The following is an 18,679-nucleotide window of genomic DNA, read 5'->3' as shown; positions in this document are numbered from 1 at the left end:
AGGCGCGCCTAGACGAACAACCAGGGCGCCTCGCGCCAGCGCCGCTCCTCGTAGGTCCGAATCTCATCCACGTGATGGAGTGTCAGGCCGATGTCGTCCAGGCCCTTGTGCAGGCATTCCTTGTGGAAGGGGTCCATATCAAAGGGGAAGGCCTTACCTCCAACTGGCGTCAGGGTCTGGCCTAGGAGATCCACCTCGATTTCCAGGGCCCGAGGGCCATTAGCCTGGGAGAAGAGCCAGTCGATCCTGGCCGCGTCCAGGACAATCGGCAGTATGCCGTTCTTGAAACAGTTGTTGAAGAAGATATCGGCGAAGCTGGGGGCCAGGATGACGCGGAAGCCGTAATCCATCAAGGCCCAGGGGGCATGCTCGCGGGAGGAACCGCAGCCGAAATTCTCCCACGCCAGCAGGATGCTGGCCTCGGCATAGCGCGGGTCGTTGAGGACGAAGTTCATGTTCAACGGACGGTTGGTGCAATCCTGGCCGGGCTCGCCCTGATCCAGATAGCGCCACTCGTCGAACAGGTTGGGCCCGAAGCCGGTCCGCTCGATGCTCTTGAGGAATTGCTTGGGGATGATGGCGTCTGTATCGACATTGGCACGGTCGAGGGGGCAGACCTTGCCCGTGAAATCGGCGAATTTTTCCATTGACAGGGTCCTCTTAAAGCGTCCGCACGTCGACGAAGTGGCCGGTCACGGCGGCGGCGGCGGCCATGGCGGGGCTCACCAGATGGGTGCGCCCACCCTGCCCCTGCCGGCCCTCGAAATTACGGTTGGAGGTGGAGGCACAGCGCTCGTCCGGCTCCAGGCGGTCGGCGTTCATGGCCAGACACATGGAGCAGCCCGGGTCGCGCCACTCGAAGCCCGCGGCGCGGAAGATCGCATCCAGGCCCTCGGCCTCGGCCTGCTCCTTCACCGGGCCCGAGCCCGGCACCACCATGGCCAGCTTGATGCTGGCGGCCACCCGGCGGCCCTTGATCACCTCGGCGGCGGCGCGCAGGTCCTCGATGCGGGAATTGGTGCAGGAACCGATGAAGACCTTGTCCGGCCGAATCTCGGTAATCGGCGTCCCGGCCTCCAGACCCATGTACTCCAGGGCGCGGCGCATGCCCGCGGCCTTGGTCGGGTCGGGCTCGGCGGCGGGATTGGGCACCCGGTCATCGATGGCCACCACCATCTCCGGCGAGGTGCCCCAGGTGACTTGTGGTTTGAGGGCCGCCGCGTCCAAGTGGACCACCCGGTCGAACCGGGCGCCGGGGTCGCTGACCAGGGTGCGCCAGTGGGCTGCCGCCTGTTCGAAGACTTCCCCCTGGGCGACAAAGGGCCGGCCACGGACGTACTCGATGGTCTTCTCGTCCACCGCCACCAGACCGGCGCGGGCCCCCGCCTCGATGGTCATGTTGCAGACCGTCATGCGGCCCTCCATGGACAAGGCCCGGATGGCCTCGCCGCCAAACTCGATGACATAACCGGTGCCGCCCGCGGTGCCGATCTCGCCGATGATGGCCAGTACGATGTCCTTGGCGGTGAGGCCCCGCCCCAACTGGCCATCGACGCTGACCAGCATGGTCTTGGACTTGCGCTGCAGCAGGCACTGGGTCGCCAGGACATGCTCCACCTCGGAGGTGCCGATGCCGAAGGCAAGGGCCCCAAAGGCGCCATGGGTCGAGGTGTGGGAGTCGCCGCAGACGATGGTCATGCCCGGCTGGGTGAAGCCCTGTTCCGGCCCCATGACGTGGACGATGCCCTGGCGGGGATCCCCCATGCCGAACTCGGTGATGCCGAATTCGATGCAGTTGCGGCCCAGGGTCTCCACCTGGAGGCGCGAGACCGGATCGACGATGCCCTTATCGCGATCCGTGGTGGGGACATTGTGATCGGGCACCGCCAGATTGGCCGCGACCCGCCAGGGCTGGCGCCCGGTCAGGCGCAGCCCGGCGAAGGCCTGGGGCGAGGTGACCTCGTGGACCAACTGGCGGTCGATGTAGAGGAGCGCCGTGCCATCCTCGTCGTAGCGGACGAGATGCTCGTCCCACAATTTGTCATAAAGGGTCTGGGCAGCCATGGGGGGCCTCCGCGCATAACGAATCGAATCGCAAAAGAATAATGGGGCCTGGGATGGGGCGCAAACCCAGAATTCGCCGTCAGCCGGGCCCGGTCAGACGTAGCGCACTTCCAGGATCTCGAACTCGCGCAGCCCCCCCGGGGCGTCCACGGTGGCCGTGTCGCCCTCGCGCTTGCCAATCAGGGCCCTGGCGATGGGGGAACTGATGGAAATCATGCCAAGGGCCAGGTCGGCCTCGTCATCGCCGACAATCTGGAAGCTATGCTCGGTCTCGTCCCTATCCAGCTCCAGCACGATCGCCGTGGCGCCGAAGACGACCCGGCCATCCGTCGCGAGCTGCGTGACATCAATGATATGGGCGTGGGACAGCTTGCCCTCGATATCCTTGATGCGGCCCTCGATGAAGCTCTGCTGCTCGCGGGCGGCATGGTATTCGGCGTTCTCCTTGAGATCGCCGTGGGCCCGGGCCTCCGAGATGGCCTCGATGACGCGCGGACGCTCGATGCGCTTGAGCCGCTCCAGTTCCTCGCGCAGCTTCTCGGCGCCCCTGGCGGTGAGGGGGACTTTGCTCATGGTGATGTCCTCATCAAAAAAACCGGGCCGCCCGCGGCGGCCTCTCGTTCGGTTCCGGCGCCGGCCCAGGCCGGCGCCGGAATCTCAGTAAAGTTCCTGCAAGCGATTCACCGCCAGGGCGGCCCCGTGCCGAAGGGCCAGGCAGGTGGCCTCGGCGCCGGCGATGGTGGTGGTGTAGCTCACCTTATGCTGGAGCGCGGCCCGGCGAATGGCGGCGGAATCGGCGATGGCCTTGGCCCCCTCGGTCGTATTGACGATGAAGCTGATCTCGTTGTTTTTTATGATATCGACAATGTGAGGCCGGCCCTCGAAAACCTTATTGACCCGCACGCAGGGGATACCCGCCGCCCGCAACACCGCCGCCGTGCCATGGGTGCCGTAAAGCTGGAAGCCCAGCTCGACCAGATCCTGGGCGACGGGCACCAGGCGGCGCTTGTCGGCCTCGCGCACGCTCAACAGAGCCTTGCCCTTGGCCGGCAGCTTGGTCCCGGCACCCAACTGGGCCTTGCCAAAGGCCTCGCCGAAGGTCTCGCCCACGCCCATAACCTCCCCCGTCGATTTCATCTCAGGGCCGAGGACCGTATCCACGCCCGGGAACTTGATGAAGGGGAACACCGCCTCCTTGACGAAATAGTGCTTGGGCTTCAGCTCCTTGGCATGGCCCTGCTGAATCAGGGTGCGGCCCACCATGCAGCGGGCCGCCACCTTGGCCAGGGGGACACCGATGGCCTTGGAAACGAAGGGGACGGTGCGGGAGGCGCGCGGATTGACCTCCAGGATATAGACATCATCATCCTTGATGGCGAACTGGGCGTTCATCAAGCCCACCACCTTGAGGGCATGCCCCAACTGGGTCATCTGCTGGCGCATCCGGTCCTGAATCGCCGGGGAGAGGGTGTAGGGCGGCAGGGAGCAGGCGGAGTCACCGGAATGGACGCCGGCCTGTTCGATGTGCTCCATGATGCCGCCAATGAGGACGGTCTCGCCGTCGCAGATGGCATCCACGTCCACCTCGATGGCGTCGTCCAGGAAGCGATCCAGCAGCACCGGCGACTCGTGGGAGACCCTGACCGCGTCGCGCATATAGCGCTTGAGATCCGCGGCGTCATAGACGATCTCCATGGCCCGGCCCCCCAGGACGTAGGAGGGCCGCACAACCAGGGGATAACCGATGCCGGCGGCCTGCGCTATGGCGTCATGCTCGCTGCGGGCGGTGGTATTGGGCGGCTGCAGCAGGCCCAGTACCTGAACCATGCCCTGGAAGCGCTCCCGATCCTCCGCCAGGTCGATGGAGTCCGGGCTGGTGCCGATGATGGGCACACCCGCGGCCTCCAGGGCCCGTGCCAGCTTCAAGGGGGTCTGACCGCCGAACTGGACTATGACGCCGAAGGGTTGCTCCTTATCGACAATCTCCAGCACGTCCTCCAGGGTCAGGGGCTCGAAATAGAGGCGGTCGGAGGTGTCGTAGTCGGTGGAGACGGTCTCCGGATTGCAGTTGACCATGATGGTCTCGTAGCCATCCTCGCGCAGGGCCAGAGCGGCATGGACGCAGCAATAGTCGAACTCAATGCCCTGGCCGATGCGGTTGGGCCCGCCGCCCAGGACCATGATCTTCTGGCGGTCCGTGGGGTTGGCCTCGCATTCCTCCTCGTAGGTGGAGTAGAGATAGGCGGTACTGGAGGCAAACTCGGCGGCGCAGGTATCCACCCGCTTAAAGACGGGGCGGATACCCAGGGCATGGCGCCTCTCGCGAATGGCCTGCTCGCCGCAGGCCGCCAACTGGCCCAGGCGACGGTCGGCAAAGCCCTTGCGCTTGAGGAAGCGCAGGCGCTCGTAGGTCAGACTGGGGAAACCCTGGTCACGAATCTCGGCCTCCAGGGTCACCAGTTCCTCGATCTGGGCCAGGAACCAGGGATCGATGGCGGTAATGTCAAAGAGTTCCTGGATCGTGAAACCGGCACGCAAGCCATCGGCCAGGTAGAAGATGCGTTCGGCGCTGGGCTGGCGCAGCTCCTGGCGGATGCGGGTCAAGGCGCCAGGCTCCGTCAGATCCACCAACTCGTCAAGACCGTACTTGTCCGTTTCCAGCCCGCGCAGGGCCTTTTGCAGGGATTCCTGAAAGGTGCGGCCAATGGCCATGACCTCGCCCACCGACTTCATCTGGGTGGTGAGGCGTGGGTCGGCCAGGGGAAACTTTTCGAAGGTGAAGCGCGGGACCTTGGTCACTACATAGTCGATGCTCGGCTCGAAGGAGGCCGGGGTGGCGCCGCCGGTGATGTCGTTTTTCAATTCATCGAGGGTGTAGCCCACCGCCAGCTTGGCCGCCACCTTGGCGATGGGGAAGCCGGTGGCCTTGGAGGCCAGGGCCGAGGACCGGGAGACGCGCGGGTTCATCTCGATGATGATCATGCGTCCGTTCTCGGGGTTGATGGCGAACTGGACGTTGGAGCCCCCCGTATCGACGCCAATCTCCCGCAGCACGGCGATGGAGGCATCGCGCATGATCTGGTATTCCTTGTCCGTCAGGGTCTGGGCCGGCGCCACCGTGATGGAATCGCCGGTATGCACCCCCATGGGGTCAAGGTTTTCGATGGAACAGACAATGATGCAGTTGTCGGCGCGGTCGCGCACCACCTCCATCTCGAATTCCTTCCAGCCCAGGGCGGATTCCTCGATCAGCAGCTCGCTGGTCGGGGACAGGTCCAGACCGCGAAGGCAGATAGTCTCGAACTCCTCCTGGTTGTAGGCGATACCGCCACCGCTGCCGCCCATGGTGAAGGAGGGACGGATGATGGCGGGGTAGCCGATCTGGGCCTGGACCTGGATGGCCTCCTCCAGGCTGTGGGCAATGGCCGAGCGCGGCATGTCCAGGCCAATGCGACGCATGGCCTTGCGGAAGAGATCGCGGTCCTCGGCCATGTCGATGGCCTCCCGAGTGGCGCCGATCAGCTCGATGCCGTAACGCTCCAGCACCCCGTGGCGTACCAAGTCCAGGGCGGTGTTGAGGGCCGTCTGGCCGCCCATGGTCGGCAGCAGGGCATCCGGGCGCTCGCGCTCGATGATGCGCTCCAGCGTCTTCCAGGTGATGGGCTCGATGTAGGTGGCATCGGCCATCTCCGGGTCGGTCATGATGGTGGCCGGATTGGAATTTACCAGGATGACCCGGTAGCCCTCCTCGCGCAGGGCCTTACAGGCCTGGGCCCCCGAGTAGTCGAACTCGCAGGCCTGGCCGATGACGATGGGGCCGGCCCCGATGATGAGAATGCTCTGGATGTCTGTACGCTTGGGCATATTCTTTCAGGCTAGTAATAGCATCCTGGCCAGGGTAGGGCCAGGTTTGGCCAATGTGCTTGGGGGTCCGGTCCGACCCAGGGCCAGGGTGTCATCCCTCGCCCGCCAGGACCTGGCTAGGGCCGGTGGGCCCGGATCAGGTCGATGAAGTGATCAAAAACGGGTGACACGTCATGGGGTCCCGGGCTGGCCTCCGGATGCCCCTGGAAACCAAAGGCCGGTTGCTCGCGGTGATGGATACCTTGCAGGGAGCCATCGAAGAGGGATCGGTGGGTCGGCTCCAGGGTCGGGGGCAGGCTCGCCTCGTCCACCGCAAAGCCATGATTCTGGCTGCTGATCATGACCCGCCGGGTGACCAGGTCCTGAACCGGGTGGTTAGCGCCATGATGACCGAACTTCATCTTCAGAGTGCGCGCCCCGCAGGCCAGGCCCAGTAATTGGTGACCCAGACAGATCCCAAAGATTGGAATACCGGTCTCCAGCAAGTCGCCGATGGCCTGGATGGCGTAATCGCAGGGCTCCGGATCGCCCGGGCCGTTAGAGAGGAAGACGCCATCGGGCTGGAGGGCCAGCACCTCCGCCGCCGGCGTCCTCGCCGGGACCACCGTCACCCGGCAGCCGCGATCCACCAGCATACGCAGGATGTTGCGCTTGATACCGTAATCGTAGGCCACAACCCAATAGGGGCAGTGGTCCGGATCACGGCTCGCGATCGCTGCCTCCCCCTCCAGGCGCCAGACACCCCGGCCCCATTCATAGGCCCGGTCCGTCGTCACCTCCTGGGCCAGGTCCAGGCCCTTGAGGCCGGTAAAAGCCCGGGCCGCCGCCAAGGCCACCGTCTCGTCAATCGCCTCGCCCGCCTGCAGACAGCCATTCTGGGCACCCTTCTCCCGCAGGATGCGGGTCAGCCGGCGGGTATCAATATCGGCGATGCCCGGCACGCCCTGACGCAGGAGGTAGTCATCCAGGCGCCCACGCTGGCGCCAATTGCTGGCCAAGGGCGGCAGGTCGCGGATAACGAGCCCGGCGGCCTGCAGGGCGGGGGATTCCTCGTCCTCGGGATTGACGCCGGTGTTGCCGATGTGGGGGTAGGTCAGGGTCACCAGTTGGCGGCGGTAGGAGGGGTCGGTGAGGATCTCCTGATAGCCGGTCATGGCCGTATTGAAGACCACCTCGCCGACGCTCTGGGTCTCGGCACCGATGGACAGGCCACGAAAGACAGAGCCGTCTTCCAGAACGAGAACCGCGGGCTTTCTCAAGGTCATCTCCGAGTTCAGCCAGCCCGCGTCCCGGCCGGAGGGCCGCGGGGACATGAGGCGCCCAGGGGCGCTGAAATCACAAGGACGCGCGATGCGGGAAAGCGGCCAGGATCGTGCGGCGGTGCACGAAGACGTGAGGACGAGAGCGGCGGGAACAGCTAGGGCCAGCATCTCGAACGGGGGAAATTCTAAGTGATTCCCCTTGCCCTGTCCATCCGCCACCAGGGAGCCTGGCACATTTCCGCCCATGCATCCAGCCATCCGTGGATGGCTTGGGTCGCTCACAGGGAGCGGCGAATCCAGTTTTCCAGCGCCACGGCGTCCATGGCCCCCGAGGTGCGCGCCACCTCCCGGCCGCCGCGAAAGACCACCAGGGTCGGGATGCTCCGGATGCCATGGCGCCCCGCCAGGGCCTGAGCCTCCTCCGTGTTCACCTTGATCAGCCGCGCCTCGGGCTCGATGCGCCGGGCCACGGCCTCGAATGCCGGCGCCATGGCGCGACAGGGCGCGCACCAGGGAGCCCAGAAATCCACCACCAGCGGCAGATCGCTCCGCCCCAGGTGCTTGGCGAAACGCCCCTCGTCCAGGGCCAGGGGGGCACCGGCAAAGAGGGGCGCACGGCACTTGCCGCACTTGGCTTCCTCGCCCAGACGCTCCGGGGGTACCCGGTTAACCGCATCGCAATGGGGACAAACAAGGTGAACAGCTTGGGTCATGGGGCTGGGCTCCTGGGGGCTGAATGAGACCTGGGCGCCGGCGGGACGGATGATACTGGACTCCGCCGGCTTGAATCGATCGCTTTGCAGGACTATTTACGGGCTTCCAAACCAATTCCAACCGCTCGATTCAGGAGGACGGCGCCAATGGCCAACTCACCCTATCTGGTCGCCGTCACGGCGCAAAACTTCCAAGAGGTGGTGCTCGAGGGCTCCTATGACCGCCCCGTGCTGGTGGATTTCTGGGCCGACTGGTGCGCCCCCTGCCGCGCCCTCATGCCCATCCTCGCCAAGCTGGCGGACGAATACAATGGTCGCCTCCTGGTCGCCAAGCTCAATACCGAGGAGGAACAGGCCCTCGCCGCCCAGTTTGGCATCCGCAGCCTGCCCACGGTCCAGCTATTCAAGGATGGACGCCCCGTCGACCAATTCATGGGCGCCCTCCCCGAGGCCCAGATCCGGGCCTTCCTGGAACCCCACCTGCCCCGGGAGTCCGACAGCCTGCTCGACGCCATCTCGGACCGGCTGATCCTGGGCGACCTGGCCGGTGCCCAGGCCGAACTGGATCAGGCTCGGGCCAAGGACCCCGACCATCCCCGACTCTTCCTCGCCGAGGTCCAGATCAAGGCCGCCAGCGGCGACATCCAGGGCGCCGAGGCGCTGCTGGATCGGGTCCCCATCGATCTGGCCAAGGACCCGGAGGTCCTGGCCCTGCGCGGCCAACTCCGCTTCGCCAATCTGGTCGCGACCGCCCCGCCCGAGGCCGAATTGGCCGCCCGTCTCGCGGCCAACCCCAAGGACAGCGAGGCCAGCTACTTGCTCGCCGCCTGGCAGGCCGTCAATGGCAACCTAGAAGCCGCCCTGGCCGGGCTCCTCGCCCTCCTCAAGCGCGACCGCGCTTATGGCGACGATGCCGCCCGCAAGGCCATGATCCTCATCTTCGACCTGCTTGGCGGCGCGGGCCCCCTGGTCGCCGCCTACCGGGCCAAGATGCTCAGTGCCCTCTACTGAGAGGGGAAACCCGCGCGACTAAAGGCCGACATGAGGGCGACCAGGGTCAGGGGGGCGCCGCATCCTCGGCGTCTGGGTCCAGTGGGCGGGCCCGTCACATGGAGCGCGCGCTGGCCAAGGTTCGCGCGGCCCGCAGGGCTGCACTGCTCGAAAAAGGCTTACCTAATCACCCCACAACGAGGCATCCCGCCAGGTGCGGATGGGGAACCAGGCCAGTCCGTCAGGGTCGGCCAAGGCCACGAGCAACCCCCAGCCCCCCACCAGACCGCTACCGAAGGCCGCGAAACAGCCACCGACCACCAGTAAATTACCCACGGTGGGCAGGCCCGAAACAAAATGATAGCCCACGTCCGCACCCTGGCGACGGCGATAGCGACAGGGACGCAGGTAGAGCAAATAGAGATTGATACCGGCGATGAGACCCGCGATACCGACCAGGACCAAACCCAATCCCTCCTGCATTAGCGGGACGGGTCGTGGCCAGAGACCACAGACCAGCGCAAATAAGGCCGGGAGCGAGCACAGACCAATCCCAACCAGGCGGCGGACGAGAGGCGTCAATAAGGTCGCTGCCGCAAATGTAGCCGGTAGAGGGGCCCAGACACCGCCATGTCAAACAGGGTGAAAGCGGCCACCAGCAGGCCCAGGTCCAGCCACCCCAAGCCGAAAGACCCAGCCACCGCGATCAGGGGCAGCAGGGATTCGGGGATCTGATCCAGGCCGGTAGCCTTGTCACCGGGTTTGAGCCCCAGGCGGCGCTTGACGAAGCTCGACAAGGCATCGCCCACCATCGCCAGCAGGCCAATCAGTGCCCCCAGGCCAGCGCCCAGGCCGAGCAGATAAGCCAACACCATCGTCGCCAGCACCGCGCCCACCAGACCCCGCCTGGTGACGTGCCCCCCCAGCAGAGGGCGGCCATCGGCGTGCATCCAGCCGCCATCCAGGGGCCCATCACAGCGCTTGCCCAGGGCCCAGGCCAGCAGGATCGGCGCGCCGTTGGCGGCGATGAGCAACAACAGCAAGCCCGCTTTTTCCCACATTTCATCCCATCTCTCGCGCCGCGGCCGGTGTCTTGATGTAGATTATGGTCGATTCTCGAACATCCGCCCTCCCCCGTCCCAATCCCGCCGGCGGGGTCATGGAGTGCCACCATGCAACCACCGCTTTCGACCTTGCTCCTGGCCTTGGCCATGGGGGTTCAGGCCTTTCTCACCGGCGCCCAGGCCCAGACCCCGATCCAAAATCCCGGTCCTGCCCCGGCATTCCCCCCCACCGCCTTCGACGAGAGGCCAGGGGTGACGGAGCCCTCCCTCTGGGACAAATCCCTGGGCACGGCCGGGGACCTCTGGCGGGGGACCAAGGACAGCGCCGGGCGCTGGTTCGAGGGTTCCCAGCAGAGCGCCGAGACCCTCTGGCAAGGCTCCAAGCAGACCGCCGGCTCCGCCTGGGACACCACCCGGCGCTATCTGGGGCCGGACCCCCAGGCCAACTTCGCCCGCCTTTGGGATGGGGTCCTGCCGACCCTGGAGGAGTCCCTGGCCCTGCAGGAGCGCCAGGCCAGCCTGCCGGAGAACCGCTGGTTTGGCGACGACCAGGCCAGCAACCAGGCGGAGATCGACCAACTCCTCGACCAGGCCGTCGCCATCCTCTCCGGCTCCAACACCCAGGACCATCGGCAGCGCATCCGCGTCCTCCAGCAGGAGATCGCCTCTGCCCGCCAGGACCTGGCCGAATATCGCCGCCAGCGCGTCTCCGCCCCTTCGGACTCCCTGGTCAAGAAAACAGTCGCGGACTATGACGAGGCCATCGCCGACCGCCAGGCCGACATCGCCCGCTACGAGGCGAACCTGGAGACCGTCAAGCGCGATTTCGCCGCCGAGTTGCGGGCCATGGGCCTGGAGCTGAGCGACGACCAACTGGATTTCATGCTCTCCACCGTGGTGGGCGACAACCTCATCGACCTCGGCATCCTCTTCGACAACGTCAAGGCCATCACCGGCCAGCTCGAAAAACTTGTCGAGGAGAGCGGCGAGGACCTCCAGAGCGCCCGCCGTTACTACGGCCTTTATGTCGTCCTGCTCAAGAGCCTGCGTCAGATGCATCTCCAGGTGGAACAGGCCATCGCCAACAACTATATCCCCCGCATCGACGCTATCGCCGAGCGCGCCCGGGAACTCTCCAGCCAGACCCAGGCCCTCCTCAAGCAAGCCCCGGAGAAACGCGAGATTCTTGTCGCCAATCTCGATGCCCAGCGCCTGACCATCGAGGCGGCGGGGGTCTATCGCCAATACCTTGATGAACAGGGCCGCCAGATCACCGCCGCCCGGGTCGCCCTGGAGACCGATATCGCCACCGCCTGGAATACCTACGAGACGGTGCGCGTCTCCGGCGAGTTGGTCGGCATCGTCAAGGCCAGCCGCAAGCTGCTGGACGGCCTCATCAGCCGCCAGGTCCCCAAGCCACGACCCTTCCGCAACCTCGAAATGCAGCGCGAATTTGAAAAGCTGACCGAGCAGTTGCGCACGGGCGGGGTTGGGGTGGCGAAGTAGCGACTCACTTCAATGTTCGATCGGTAGGTCTATTCCTGATGGCTTACCCTTCTCCTTTATGGCCCTCAGAAACCCCAGGATGCGCCCCTCCAGCCAGTAATCCGGTCGCCATGGCAGGTTGCCGGCGACGAATCCGACATGGCCGCCATGGGGACTGAGCTCCAAAATGACGCCGGGTCCCAGTTCCTGCTCGAAGGGGACGCTGGAGGGAAACATGAAGGGATCGTCCAGGGCGTGGATGATCAGGGTCGGCGTGGTGATGGCAGGCAGATAGCCACGGCAACTGGCCCGGTTGTAATAATCGAAGACGCCGGCGAAGCCACAAAGGGGAGCGGTGATGCGCTCGTCGAAGGCATTGAAATCCCGAATCGAGCCGATGTCGATCCTGATGGGGCAGGTCCGGGTGGCGAACTTACGGAGGAAGGTCTGCTTGAGTCGGCCCACCAAATGACTCCGGTACAGGCGGGAGACACCCTGATTCAGCCGCAACATGGCATCGCGCAGAACAAAAGGGGGTGACACCGCGATCCCGGCGCCCAGCAGGGGGCCGCGCGGATCCTTGGCCGGATAGCCGCCCCGCTCGCCGAGATACTTGAGGAGGAGGTTGGCGCCCAGGGAGAAGCCAATGGCCGCGAGAGGCATCCCAGACGGATCCCGGGCCAGGTGCGTCAGAACCTCGTGCAGGTCTTCGCTAGCCCCGGAGTGGTAGCCGCGCGATAGCCGGTTGGGTTCGCCGGAACAGCCCCGCAGATGCATAAAGAGGGGACAGTAACCCTGGCCGGCGAGGGCCGCGAGGAGGGTCCCCGCATAATGAGACCGAAGATCGCCTTCGAGCCCGTGGATCACCAGGACCCGAGGCCCCCTGCCCATCCCCTGCGCCAGGTCGATGAAGTCGCCGTCCGCGAGTTCGATGCGGCGGCGCTCCGGCGGCGGATCCGGCCGGGACCGCGCCAAGCCTGGCCAAAGGGTCTGGAGGTGGGGACCCGGCAACCACCAGGCGGGGCGGAAGCTGCTTGCGACGATGGTCCCCATGGTTATGATTCCCCATGATATGAGTGGTGGCGATGGCGGATGGATCAGAGGCTTGCCGCCAATGGCCCCAGCCCCTCACCCATGGCGTGGTTCAACGCGAATTCCGGTTAAGTCAACACCCCGACCGAGATGGCCAGCCGGGTAATGAGGTCGGCCACCTCCTCCGGGCGCTCCTCGTGGGCCAGATGCCCTAGTCGCGGCAAGGAGATGATCTGGGCAGTGGGCAGCCGGCTCCGGACGCGCTGGGCCTCGGCGGGCGGCACCGTCCAGTCGTTGTCTCCGACGACCAGGAAAAGGGGGGGCCGTAAAGCCGGCAGGGCCCGCTCCAGGGGCTCCAGGTTCCAGTTGGCCATCATGGACAGGGTGGCGCCCACGTGGCCGGGACAGGAGATCAGGCGGCGGTAGAGGGCGATGCCGACGGGGTCCAGGGTCGAGCCGGTGCTGCGTACCAGCCGCTCTACCGCATCGGGGGCGCTGGCGCGCCAGGCGAACAGACGCGGCAGAAAGGGGGTCGCGGCAAGCAGCTTGGCGGCCGGGGAGAAGAGGTGACCCGGCAGGCCATTCAGGGGCAGGAGGGCGCCGTTGAGACTGATGAGGGCCTGGGGGCCGATGAGGCCATCCAGGCACATGCGCGCCAGAATGGCGGCCCCGGCGGAGTGGCCGACGACCAGATCGGGCGCCTTGCCCAACTGGCGCAGGAGCCCGCCCAAGGCCGCCGCCATGCCCGGGAGCGAGAGGGCCGGGGCGGCGAGGGCCTCGGTAAAGCCATGGCCCGGGAGGTCCGGGGCTATAACCTCGAAGCGTTCCGCCAGCAGTGGCGCCAGGCGGCGCCAGGAGTGGGTCGCCGCCCCCGTGCCATGGACCAGCAGGATGACGGGCCCCTCGCCCATCACCTGGAGATGCCAGCGTAATCCCGACTCCACCGGGAAAAGGCTCGCCTCCCGATTGGGCCAATCCCGCCCCTCCCGCTGCCAGTGCGGACGGTCGCTCATCAAGCCCCGACCTAGCCCGTGGCGGCCTGAACGGCACTGGACAGGACCCGGGCATCGGCGTAGGGGAGCGGCAGATAGGTCGCCCCCATGGCCTCGGCCAACTCCCGGGCCTTGGGCTGGGGGTGCGGCGAGGTATCCACCAAGAGGGCGCGGATATCCGCCGCGCGCACCAGCCGCGCCGCGACCAGGGCCTCCTCGCTCGCCCGGGCCCGGCCCCCCTGACCATCCCGGGCGACATTGGCGCGACCATCCGTCAGCAGGACGATGGTAGGTGTCCCGCCCCGACGCTGCACCGCATCGGCAAGGAGCAGGGACACATCGATGCCGGCGGCCAGGGGCGTGCCGCCGCCGCCCGGCAGGCTCGCCAGGGAGCGCTTGGCCCGCACCAGGGAGCGGGTGGGTGGCAGCAGCAGTTCGGCACTCTGACCGCGAAAGGCGATCAGGGCGACGCGATCGCGGCGCACATAGCAGCTCGCCAGCAGCAGTTCGATAGCACCCTTGGCCTCCGCCAGGCGGTGCAGGGCGGAGGAACCGGAGGCATCCACGGCAAAGATGGTGGTGGTCTCGGCGCGGTGCTTGAAACGCGTGACCCGAAAATCATCCCGCCGGACCTCGACCCGCTTGACCCTGTCGCCCGCCGGCTGCTCCCGCCGTCGGATGACTTGCCAGGGCGCGGCCGCGCGCAGGGTTTCGACGACATTCAGGCGCACCCCAGGCCCCGGATCGCCCCGCCGGGCGCCGATGGGCCGGCCCCGCAGGGAGGCCTGTTGAAGGGCACCGGCCTTGCCCGGGGACCGGGAGCGGGCACGCCGGGCGGCGCCCTGCCGCAGCCGGTCGAGCATGTCGCGCGGCATGGCGGCCTGGGCCGCCTCCAGGACCATCTCCTCCAGGGGTCGGTCCTCCCCACCCGTATCCTCATCTCCCTGGCCATCTTCATCGGGCTGCTCGGGCGGTTCCTCATCCTCGCCGGGCTGATCGGGCTCTTCCTCCTCGGGGGAGGGCTCACCGGCAGGCAGCCGGGTCGCGCGCGGCGCGAGCACCAGGCGGGCGGCCACGGCGACGTCCTCCTCGATGACCTGGTCCCGCCCCGCCAGGGCGGCCGCCGCCCGGGCGATGCGAATGGCGAGCAGGGAGCCGCGGATGGAGGCGATGCCCAGGGCCAGCGCCGCGCCGCAGAGGGTCTCGACCATCTCGTCGGCGATCTTGACATTGCCCAGGCGGGCGCGGGCGGCCAGGACCTCCCCGGTGCCCCACGGGGCCTCCTTAGGCAGGTCCCGCATCGCGAAGCGCGACAGGTCCAGGTGGAAGGCCAGGCGATCCAGCAGCGGCGCCGGCAACTGCTCATCCTCGCCCACGCCCTCGTCCAGGGCGATGACGCCGAAGCGGGAGGCGGTACGGGCGGCGATGCCGTCACGTTCGAGAACAACCTCGCCTGCGTCCAGCACCGCCGTCAGATAGGCGGTGGTGGCGCCCTCCAGCCGCTCGGCCATGGACAGTTCCACCATGCCGCCATCGGCCTGGGCCAGCAGGCCCCGTTCCGCGACGGGCCGCCCCGACTGGAGGGTGGCGGCCAGATCCATGCCCCCCAGCAGGCGACTCACGCTCACATGCAGGGGAATCTTGAGTCGCGGGCATTCAGTCGGCAACAGCCCCCGCGCCAAGGCGAGCCAGTGGTCCCGGACCGGCCCCGCCAGCGCCCGCAGGGCGACGCCGCCGGTGCCCGCCGGGTCCACGGCGAAGAGGGCGGCCGCCAGGGCGACATCATCCCAGGGGGAGATCAGGGTCTCGATCCCGGGGGTTGTGCTCGGGGTCATGCGGGAAACAGCTCCTCGACGGCGCGCTGAACGCGTACCGTCGAGCCAGATTCATCGAGGGGATCACGCCGCAGCCGGTGACGCAGGGCCGGGGCGGAGACCCGCCGCAGATGGGTAATGCCCACGACCGTAGCGCCTTCGAGGGCGGCCAGGGCGCGGGAGGCACGGATCAGGGTGAGTTCACCGCGCAGGCCGTCCGTACCCAGGGCCATGCACAGCATGGCCGCCTGTTCCAGGGCCAAATCGGGGACCTCGACCGTGGACAGGGCCTTGCGCGCCGATTCGAGCTGGTGACGAATCTTGCCGTCCTTGCGCTTCCACTTGGCAACGAAGGCCGCCGGATCACGCTCGAACTCATCGCGCAGGCGAACCACCTTAACCCGGGTGGGCAGGTCGCCGGGGGTCTTGACCTCCACCGAGAGGCCGAAGCGATCCAGGAGCTGGGGGCGCAGTTCGCCCTCCTCGGGGTTACCGCTGCCGACCAGAACGAAGCGGGCCGGATGGCGCAGGCTCAAGCCCTCGCGCTCCACCAGATTCTCCCCCGAGGCGGCCACGTCCAGGAGGGCATCGACCAGGTGGTCCTCGAGCAGGTTCACCTCGTCAATATAGAGGAAGCCGCGATGGGCGCGGGCGAGAAGGCCTGGCTCGAAGGCCTTTTCGCCCTGAGTCAGGGCGCGCTCCAGGTCCAGGGCCCCGATCACCCGGTCCTCGGTCGCCCCCAGGGGCAGATCAACCACCGGCACTGGCACCGAGTGGGTCTTGGGTACTCCCCCTTTGTTAGCGCGCTCCCGGCATTCCGCGCACAGGGCGCCCGCGTCCGCCGCTGGATCGCAGGAGTAGGCACAGCCCAGGACCGCTCGCATCTTAGGCAAGAGGGCCGCCAGGCCGCGAATCGCGGTGGACTTGCCGGTGCCGCGATCTCCGAAGACCAGCACGCCCCCAATGGTTGGATCGACCGCCGCCACCAGCAGGGATTGCTTCATCTCGTCCTGGCCGACGATCGCGGAAAAGGGGAAGGCGATAGGCATGGGTTAAAGGTCTCTATGGGAAAATAATAGGGAAAATAGAGTAAATGCAGACTAGCGGCGGCCTTAGCCCCGGGACTCGGGGTCCGCCGCGACGGGTTTCGGGGCCCGCAGCCAGCCGGAGACGGCCTGCTCGAAGGATTCCAAACACTCCTCCTGGGGCACATGCCCGCAGCCGGGCAACAGCTCCAAGGTGGCGTTCGGGAGCCGCTCGGCCACCTTACGGGTGTCGGCGACCGGGACCACCTTGTCCTGGTCGCCCGTCAGCATGAGGACGGGCTGGGTAATCTGGTCCAGCCGCGAACTCACCGTGACCGGACTGGACAGGGACCGATTCAGCAGTTCGCCCCAGGCCAGGTCCCAATTCGCCATCCGGGTGTGGATCGTCATGAGGAACCGGCGATCCTCGTCGAGGCGCCCAGGGTCGGCATAGGAGTAATCGAGGAGGCCACCCTGGCCGAGCTTACGGGCAATGAGGAGGCTTAAGCGACGTAACTGTGGCAACTCCGCCACGGCGGCGGGCATAGTCGGCCGTTGGGCGTAAACCCAAGGCGCCACCAGGATCAGGCGTTCGACCCGCTCGGGCCTGGCCAGGGCCGCCTCCATGGCCAGGGTGCCACCCGAGGAATTGCCCACCAGGATCGCCCGCTTGATGCCCAGGGTATCCATGAAGGCAAAGAGCTGCGCGATCGCCGCCTCCTTGGCGTAGGGGTTGGGGCCGTCCCAATCCGCGGGCGTCAGCTTGGCGCTCAGGCCGTAGGGTATCTGGTCAAAGGCGAACACCCGCCCCTGCCGAGCGAAAAAATCCAGGGCCGGTTGCCAGGTGAAGGCATTGAAGGTGAAGCCATGCAGCAGGATGAAGACCGGGGCATTGGGCGGATTCTCGGGCCCGGCTTCCAGATAGTGGAGCCTGATCCCCCCGGTCCCGGGGAAGGGAATTTCGACAAAGTGGCTCTGAGCAGTCGCGACCGCGCCCGCCGGCTCCCGGCCCGCCAGGGACTCGGTCGAGATCAGGAAGGGCCCCAGGAGCGCGGCGCCCAGGGCCAGTCCGAGGATGATCCCCAGAATCCAGAGGATGCGTCTCAGCATAGCCCTTCCCCGGGCGCGCCCGGGCGCACCCCACGACGTGCCGGAAACCGATCGATGTTCAATGCCAACTTCCCTCTTGGGTCTAGTGACCGCCCTTGTGGAATGATTGTCAGCAACTCCGCCACCCGCCTTGTCGAAAGGGTCGAGCAACCGACGCGGAGCAAGGGGCGGGGTCCAGGGCAGGGCCGCATCATAGCGAAACCTTCAAGGGGGGGCTAGGTTCTGTCCGGTCGGCCGGGTGGGTCCGATCGGTCCGGCCGGGGCTCCACGAGTTCCACGGCGGCCAGCACCGTGGCCGCGATAATCTCCCGACGTCGAGCGGAGGCTCCCGCCGTTGCTCCGCAGACCAGCTCGCACAAGCCATCCGTCGGCGACTCGAAATCGCAGTGCCCGGCGCCGGGAACGGACTCGGCGCGACCCAGCCGGCTCGCCTTCAAGACTTGCAGCCCCCGGGCCCCGGCATTACAGGCGGAGGGCTCGCCCATGAGACCGATCAGGGGCTTGTCGAGTCCCGCCGCCAGCCGTAGTCCCAGCCCGTCGGCATCGACCAGGTCCAGGGCGATCACGCCGAGGGCCTGGGGATCCCGGTACCCGGCGACCAGGGCCGCCAGGGCGCCGGCGGAAAAGCCCACATAGACGACCCGACGCCCTCCCAGTTCCTGGGCGAGCCGCACCATGTCGAGGCCGTTTTGATAATGGCCGCCATCCCAGAGTCGCCCATTGCAATAGTCCAGGGTCGCCGTTGCCAGCCCCGCGGCGGCCAGGGCCCGAGCCAGCCCGGCCAGGTGCTCCTTGCCGCGCATGAAGCCAGGCCCCAGAATAACTAGCCCTTCGGCGGAGGGTTGCGCGGGGCGATAGAGCCGATAGTCGAATTCACATCCGGTGGCGGAGAGGATGACACCCTCCTCCACCCGGACCTGGTGGGCCCGACCCGGGACCGCCACCCCGGGTTCTGGCGCCTGGGTATCAGGGCCAGCATCCCGCACGGCGGGGGGCGCGCAACCTAGGAGCGACAAGCCCGCCCCCAAGACCAAGACCAGGCCCAGCGCGGGATTCCGCGAGAGCGAGTCGACTATGGGGGTCATAAGGGCTGAGAAGGTCGATTAATCGGCCGCATGTTCCACCTACTTGACGACAACCTAGCTTGACATCCTCGGGCACGGGTTTATATTGCCACAAACCCCAGATTGACCGGTCATTACCGCGTTTTTGCCAGGGCGCGGGCTCGCAAAAGCAGCTGTCCGGTGTGGATATTTATATTTTT

General features: G+C 66.8%; 16 protein-coding genes. 2 read left to right on the top strand and 14 right to left on the bottom strand.

Annotation, left to right across the window (positions count from 1 at the left end; translation table 11 throughout):
• Positions 1-8 precede the first annotated feature (8 nt).
• The 6 genes from leuD to trxC form a co-directional block, all read right to left on the bottom strand.
• Positions 9-647: a 3-isopropylmalate dehydratase small subunit gene (gene leuD / locus IPN92_15360; GenBank protein ID MBK8639576.1), complete on the bottom strand. Its 639-nt coding sequence runs from the start codon at positions 645-647 to the stop codon at positions 9-11.
• Positions 648-660: 13 nt separating this feature from the next.
• Positions 661-2,064, bottom strand: coding sequence for a 3-isopropylmalate dehydratase large subunit (leuC, locus tag IPN92_15355; protein ID MBK8639575.1), 1,404 nt, complete (start codon positions 2,062-2,064; stop codon positions 661-663).
• Between the two features lie 93 nt (positions 2,065-2,157).
• Positions 2,158-2,637, bottom strand: a complete 480-nt coding sequence (gene greA, locus IPN92_15350; GenBank protein MBK8639574.1) for a transcription elongation factor GreA — start codon at positions 2,635-2,637, stop codon at positions 2,158-2,160.
• Positions 2,638-2,721: 84 nt separating this feature from the next.
• On the bottom strand, positions 2,722-5,928 hold the full coding sequence (carB, locus tag IPN92_15345) for a carbamoyl-phosphate synthase large subunit (GenBank protein MBK8639573.1): 3,207 nt from the start codon (positions 5,926-5,928) through the stop codon (positions 2,722-2,724).
• Positions 5,929-6,044: 116 nt separating this feature from the next.
• On the bottom strand, positions 6,045-7,193 hold the full coding sequence (gene carA, locus IPN92_15340; protein MBK8639572.1) for a glutamine-hydrolyzing carbamoyl-phosphate synthase small subunit: 1,149 nt from the start codon (positions 7,191-7,193) through the stop codon (positions 6,045-6,047).
• Positions 7,194-7,468: 275 nt separating this feature from the next.
• Positions 7,469-7,903: a thioredoxin TrxC gene (gene trxC, locus IPN92_15335; GenBank protein MBK8639571.1), complete on the bottom strand. Its 435-nt coding sequence runs from the start codon at positions 7,901-7,903 to the stop codon at positions 7,469-7,471.
• Between the two features lie 147 nt (positions 7,904-8,050).
• On the opposite strand from trxC, the gene trxA reads away from it, so the two are divergent.
• A complete protein-coding gene (trxA, locus tag IPN92_15330; GenBank protein MBK8639570.1) occupies positions 8,051-8,914 on the top strand; it encodes a thioredoxin in 864 nt (287 codons plus the stop codon).
• A 162-nt stretch (positions 8,915-9,076) separates the two neighbouring features.
• Here the strand turns inward: trxA and IPN92_15325 are convergent, their stop codons facing one another.
• On the bottom strand, positions 9,077-9,358 hold the full coding sequence (locus tag IPN92_15325) for a hypothetical protein (protein ID MBK8639569.1): 282 nt from the start codon (positions 9,356-9,358) through the stop codon (positions 9,077-9,079).
• Positions 9,359-9,471: 113 nt separating this feature from the next.
• On the bottom strand, positions 9,472-9,954 hold the full coding sequence (locus IPN92_15320) for a CDP-archaeol synthase (protein ID MBK8639568.1): 483 nt from the start codon (positions 9,952-9,954) through the stop codon (positions 9,472-9,474).
• A gap of 111 nt (positions 9,955-10,065) precedes the next feature.
• Here IPN92_15320 and IPN92_15315 point away from each other — a divergent pair, with 111 nt between their 5' ends.
• Positions 10,066-11,463, top strand: a complete 1,398-nt coding sequence (locus tag IPN92_15315) for a hypothetical protein (protein MBK8639567.1) — start codon at positions 10,066-10,068, stop codon at positions 11,461-11,463.
• Between the two features lie 9 nt (positions 11,464-11,472).
• On the opposite strand, the gene IPN92_15310 is transcribed toward IPN92_15315, so the two are convergent.
• From IPN92_15310 to IPN92_15285, 6 genes are all read right to left on the bottom strand, one after another.
• On the bottom strand, positions 11,473-12,495 hold the full coding sequence (locus IPN92_15310; protein MBK8639566.1) for a hydrolase: 1,023 nt from the start codon (positions 12,493-12,495) through the stop codon (positions 11,473-11,475).
• A gap of 107 nt (positions 12,496-12,602) precedes the next feature.
• The gene (locus IPN92_15305) at positions 12,603-13,487 is read right to left on the bottom strand and encodes an alpha/beta fold hydrolase (protein MBK8639565.1); all 885 of its coding nucleotides are present in this window, start codon (positions 13,485-13,487) and stop codon (positions 12,603-12,605) included.
• A gap of 11 nt (positions 13,488-13,498) precedes the next feature.
• Positions 13,499-15,301 carry a magnesium chelatase subunit D gene (locus IPN92_15300; GenBank protein MBK8639564.1) on the bottom strand — a complete coding sequence of 601 codons (1,803 nt, stop codon included), beginning with the start codon at positions 15,299-15,301 and terminating at the stop codon, positions 13,499-13,501.
• A complete protein-coding gene (gene bchI / locus IPN92_15295) occupies positions 15,298-16,329 on the bottom strand; it encodes a magnesium chelatase ATPase subunit I (protein ID MBK8639563.1) in 1,032 nt (343 codons plus the stop codon). The genes IPN92_15300 and bchI overlap by 4 nt, the downstream gene beginning before the upstream one ends.
• 63 nt (positions 16,330-16,392) lie before the next feature.
• Positions 16,393-17,415 (bottom strand): alpha/beta hydrolase, encoded by a 1,023-nt coding sequence (locus IPN92_15290; protein MBK8639562.1) that lies wholly within the window; start codon positions 17,413-17,415, stop codon positions 16,393-16,395.
• 215 nt (positions 17,416-17,630) lie between these two features.
• The gene (locus IPN92_15285) at positions 17,631-18,500 is read right to left on the bottom strand and encodes an alpha/beta hydrolase (protein ID MBK8639561.1); all 870 of its coding nucleotides are present in this window, start codon (positions 18,498-18,500) and stop codon (positions 17,631-17,633) included.
• Positions 18,501-18,679 lie beyond the last annotated feature (179 nt).

The organism is Chromatiaceae bacterium (assembly GCA_016714645.1).
Lineage (GTDB): Bacteria > Pseudomonadota > Gammaproteobacteria > Chromatiales > Chromatiaceae > M0108.
This window is presented reverse-complemented; position numbering and strand designations above follow the sequence as displayed.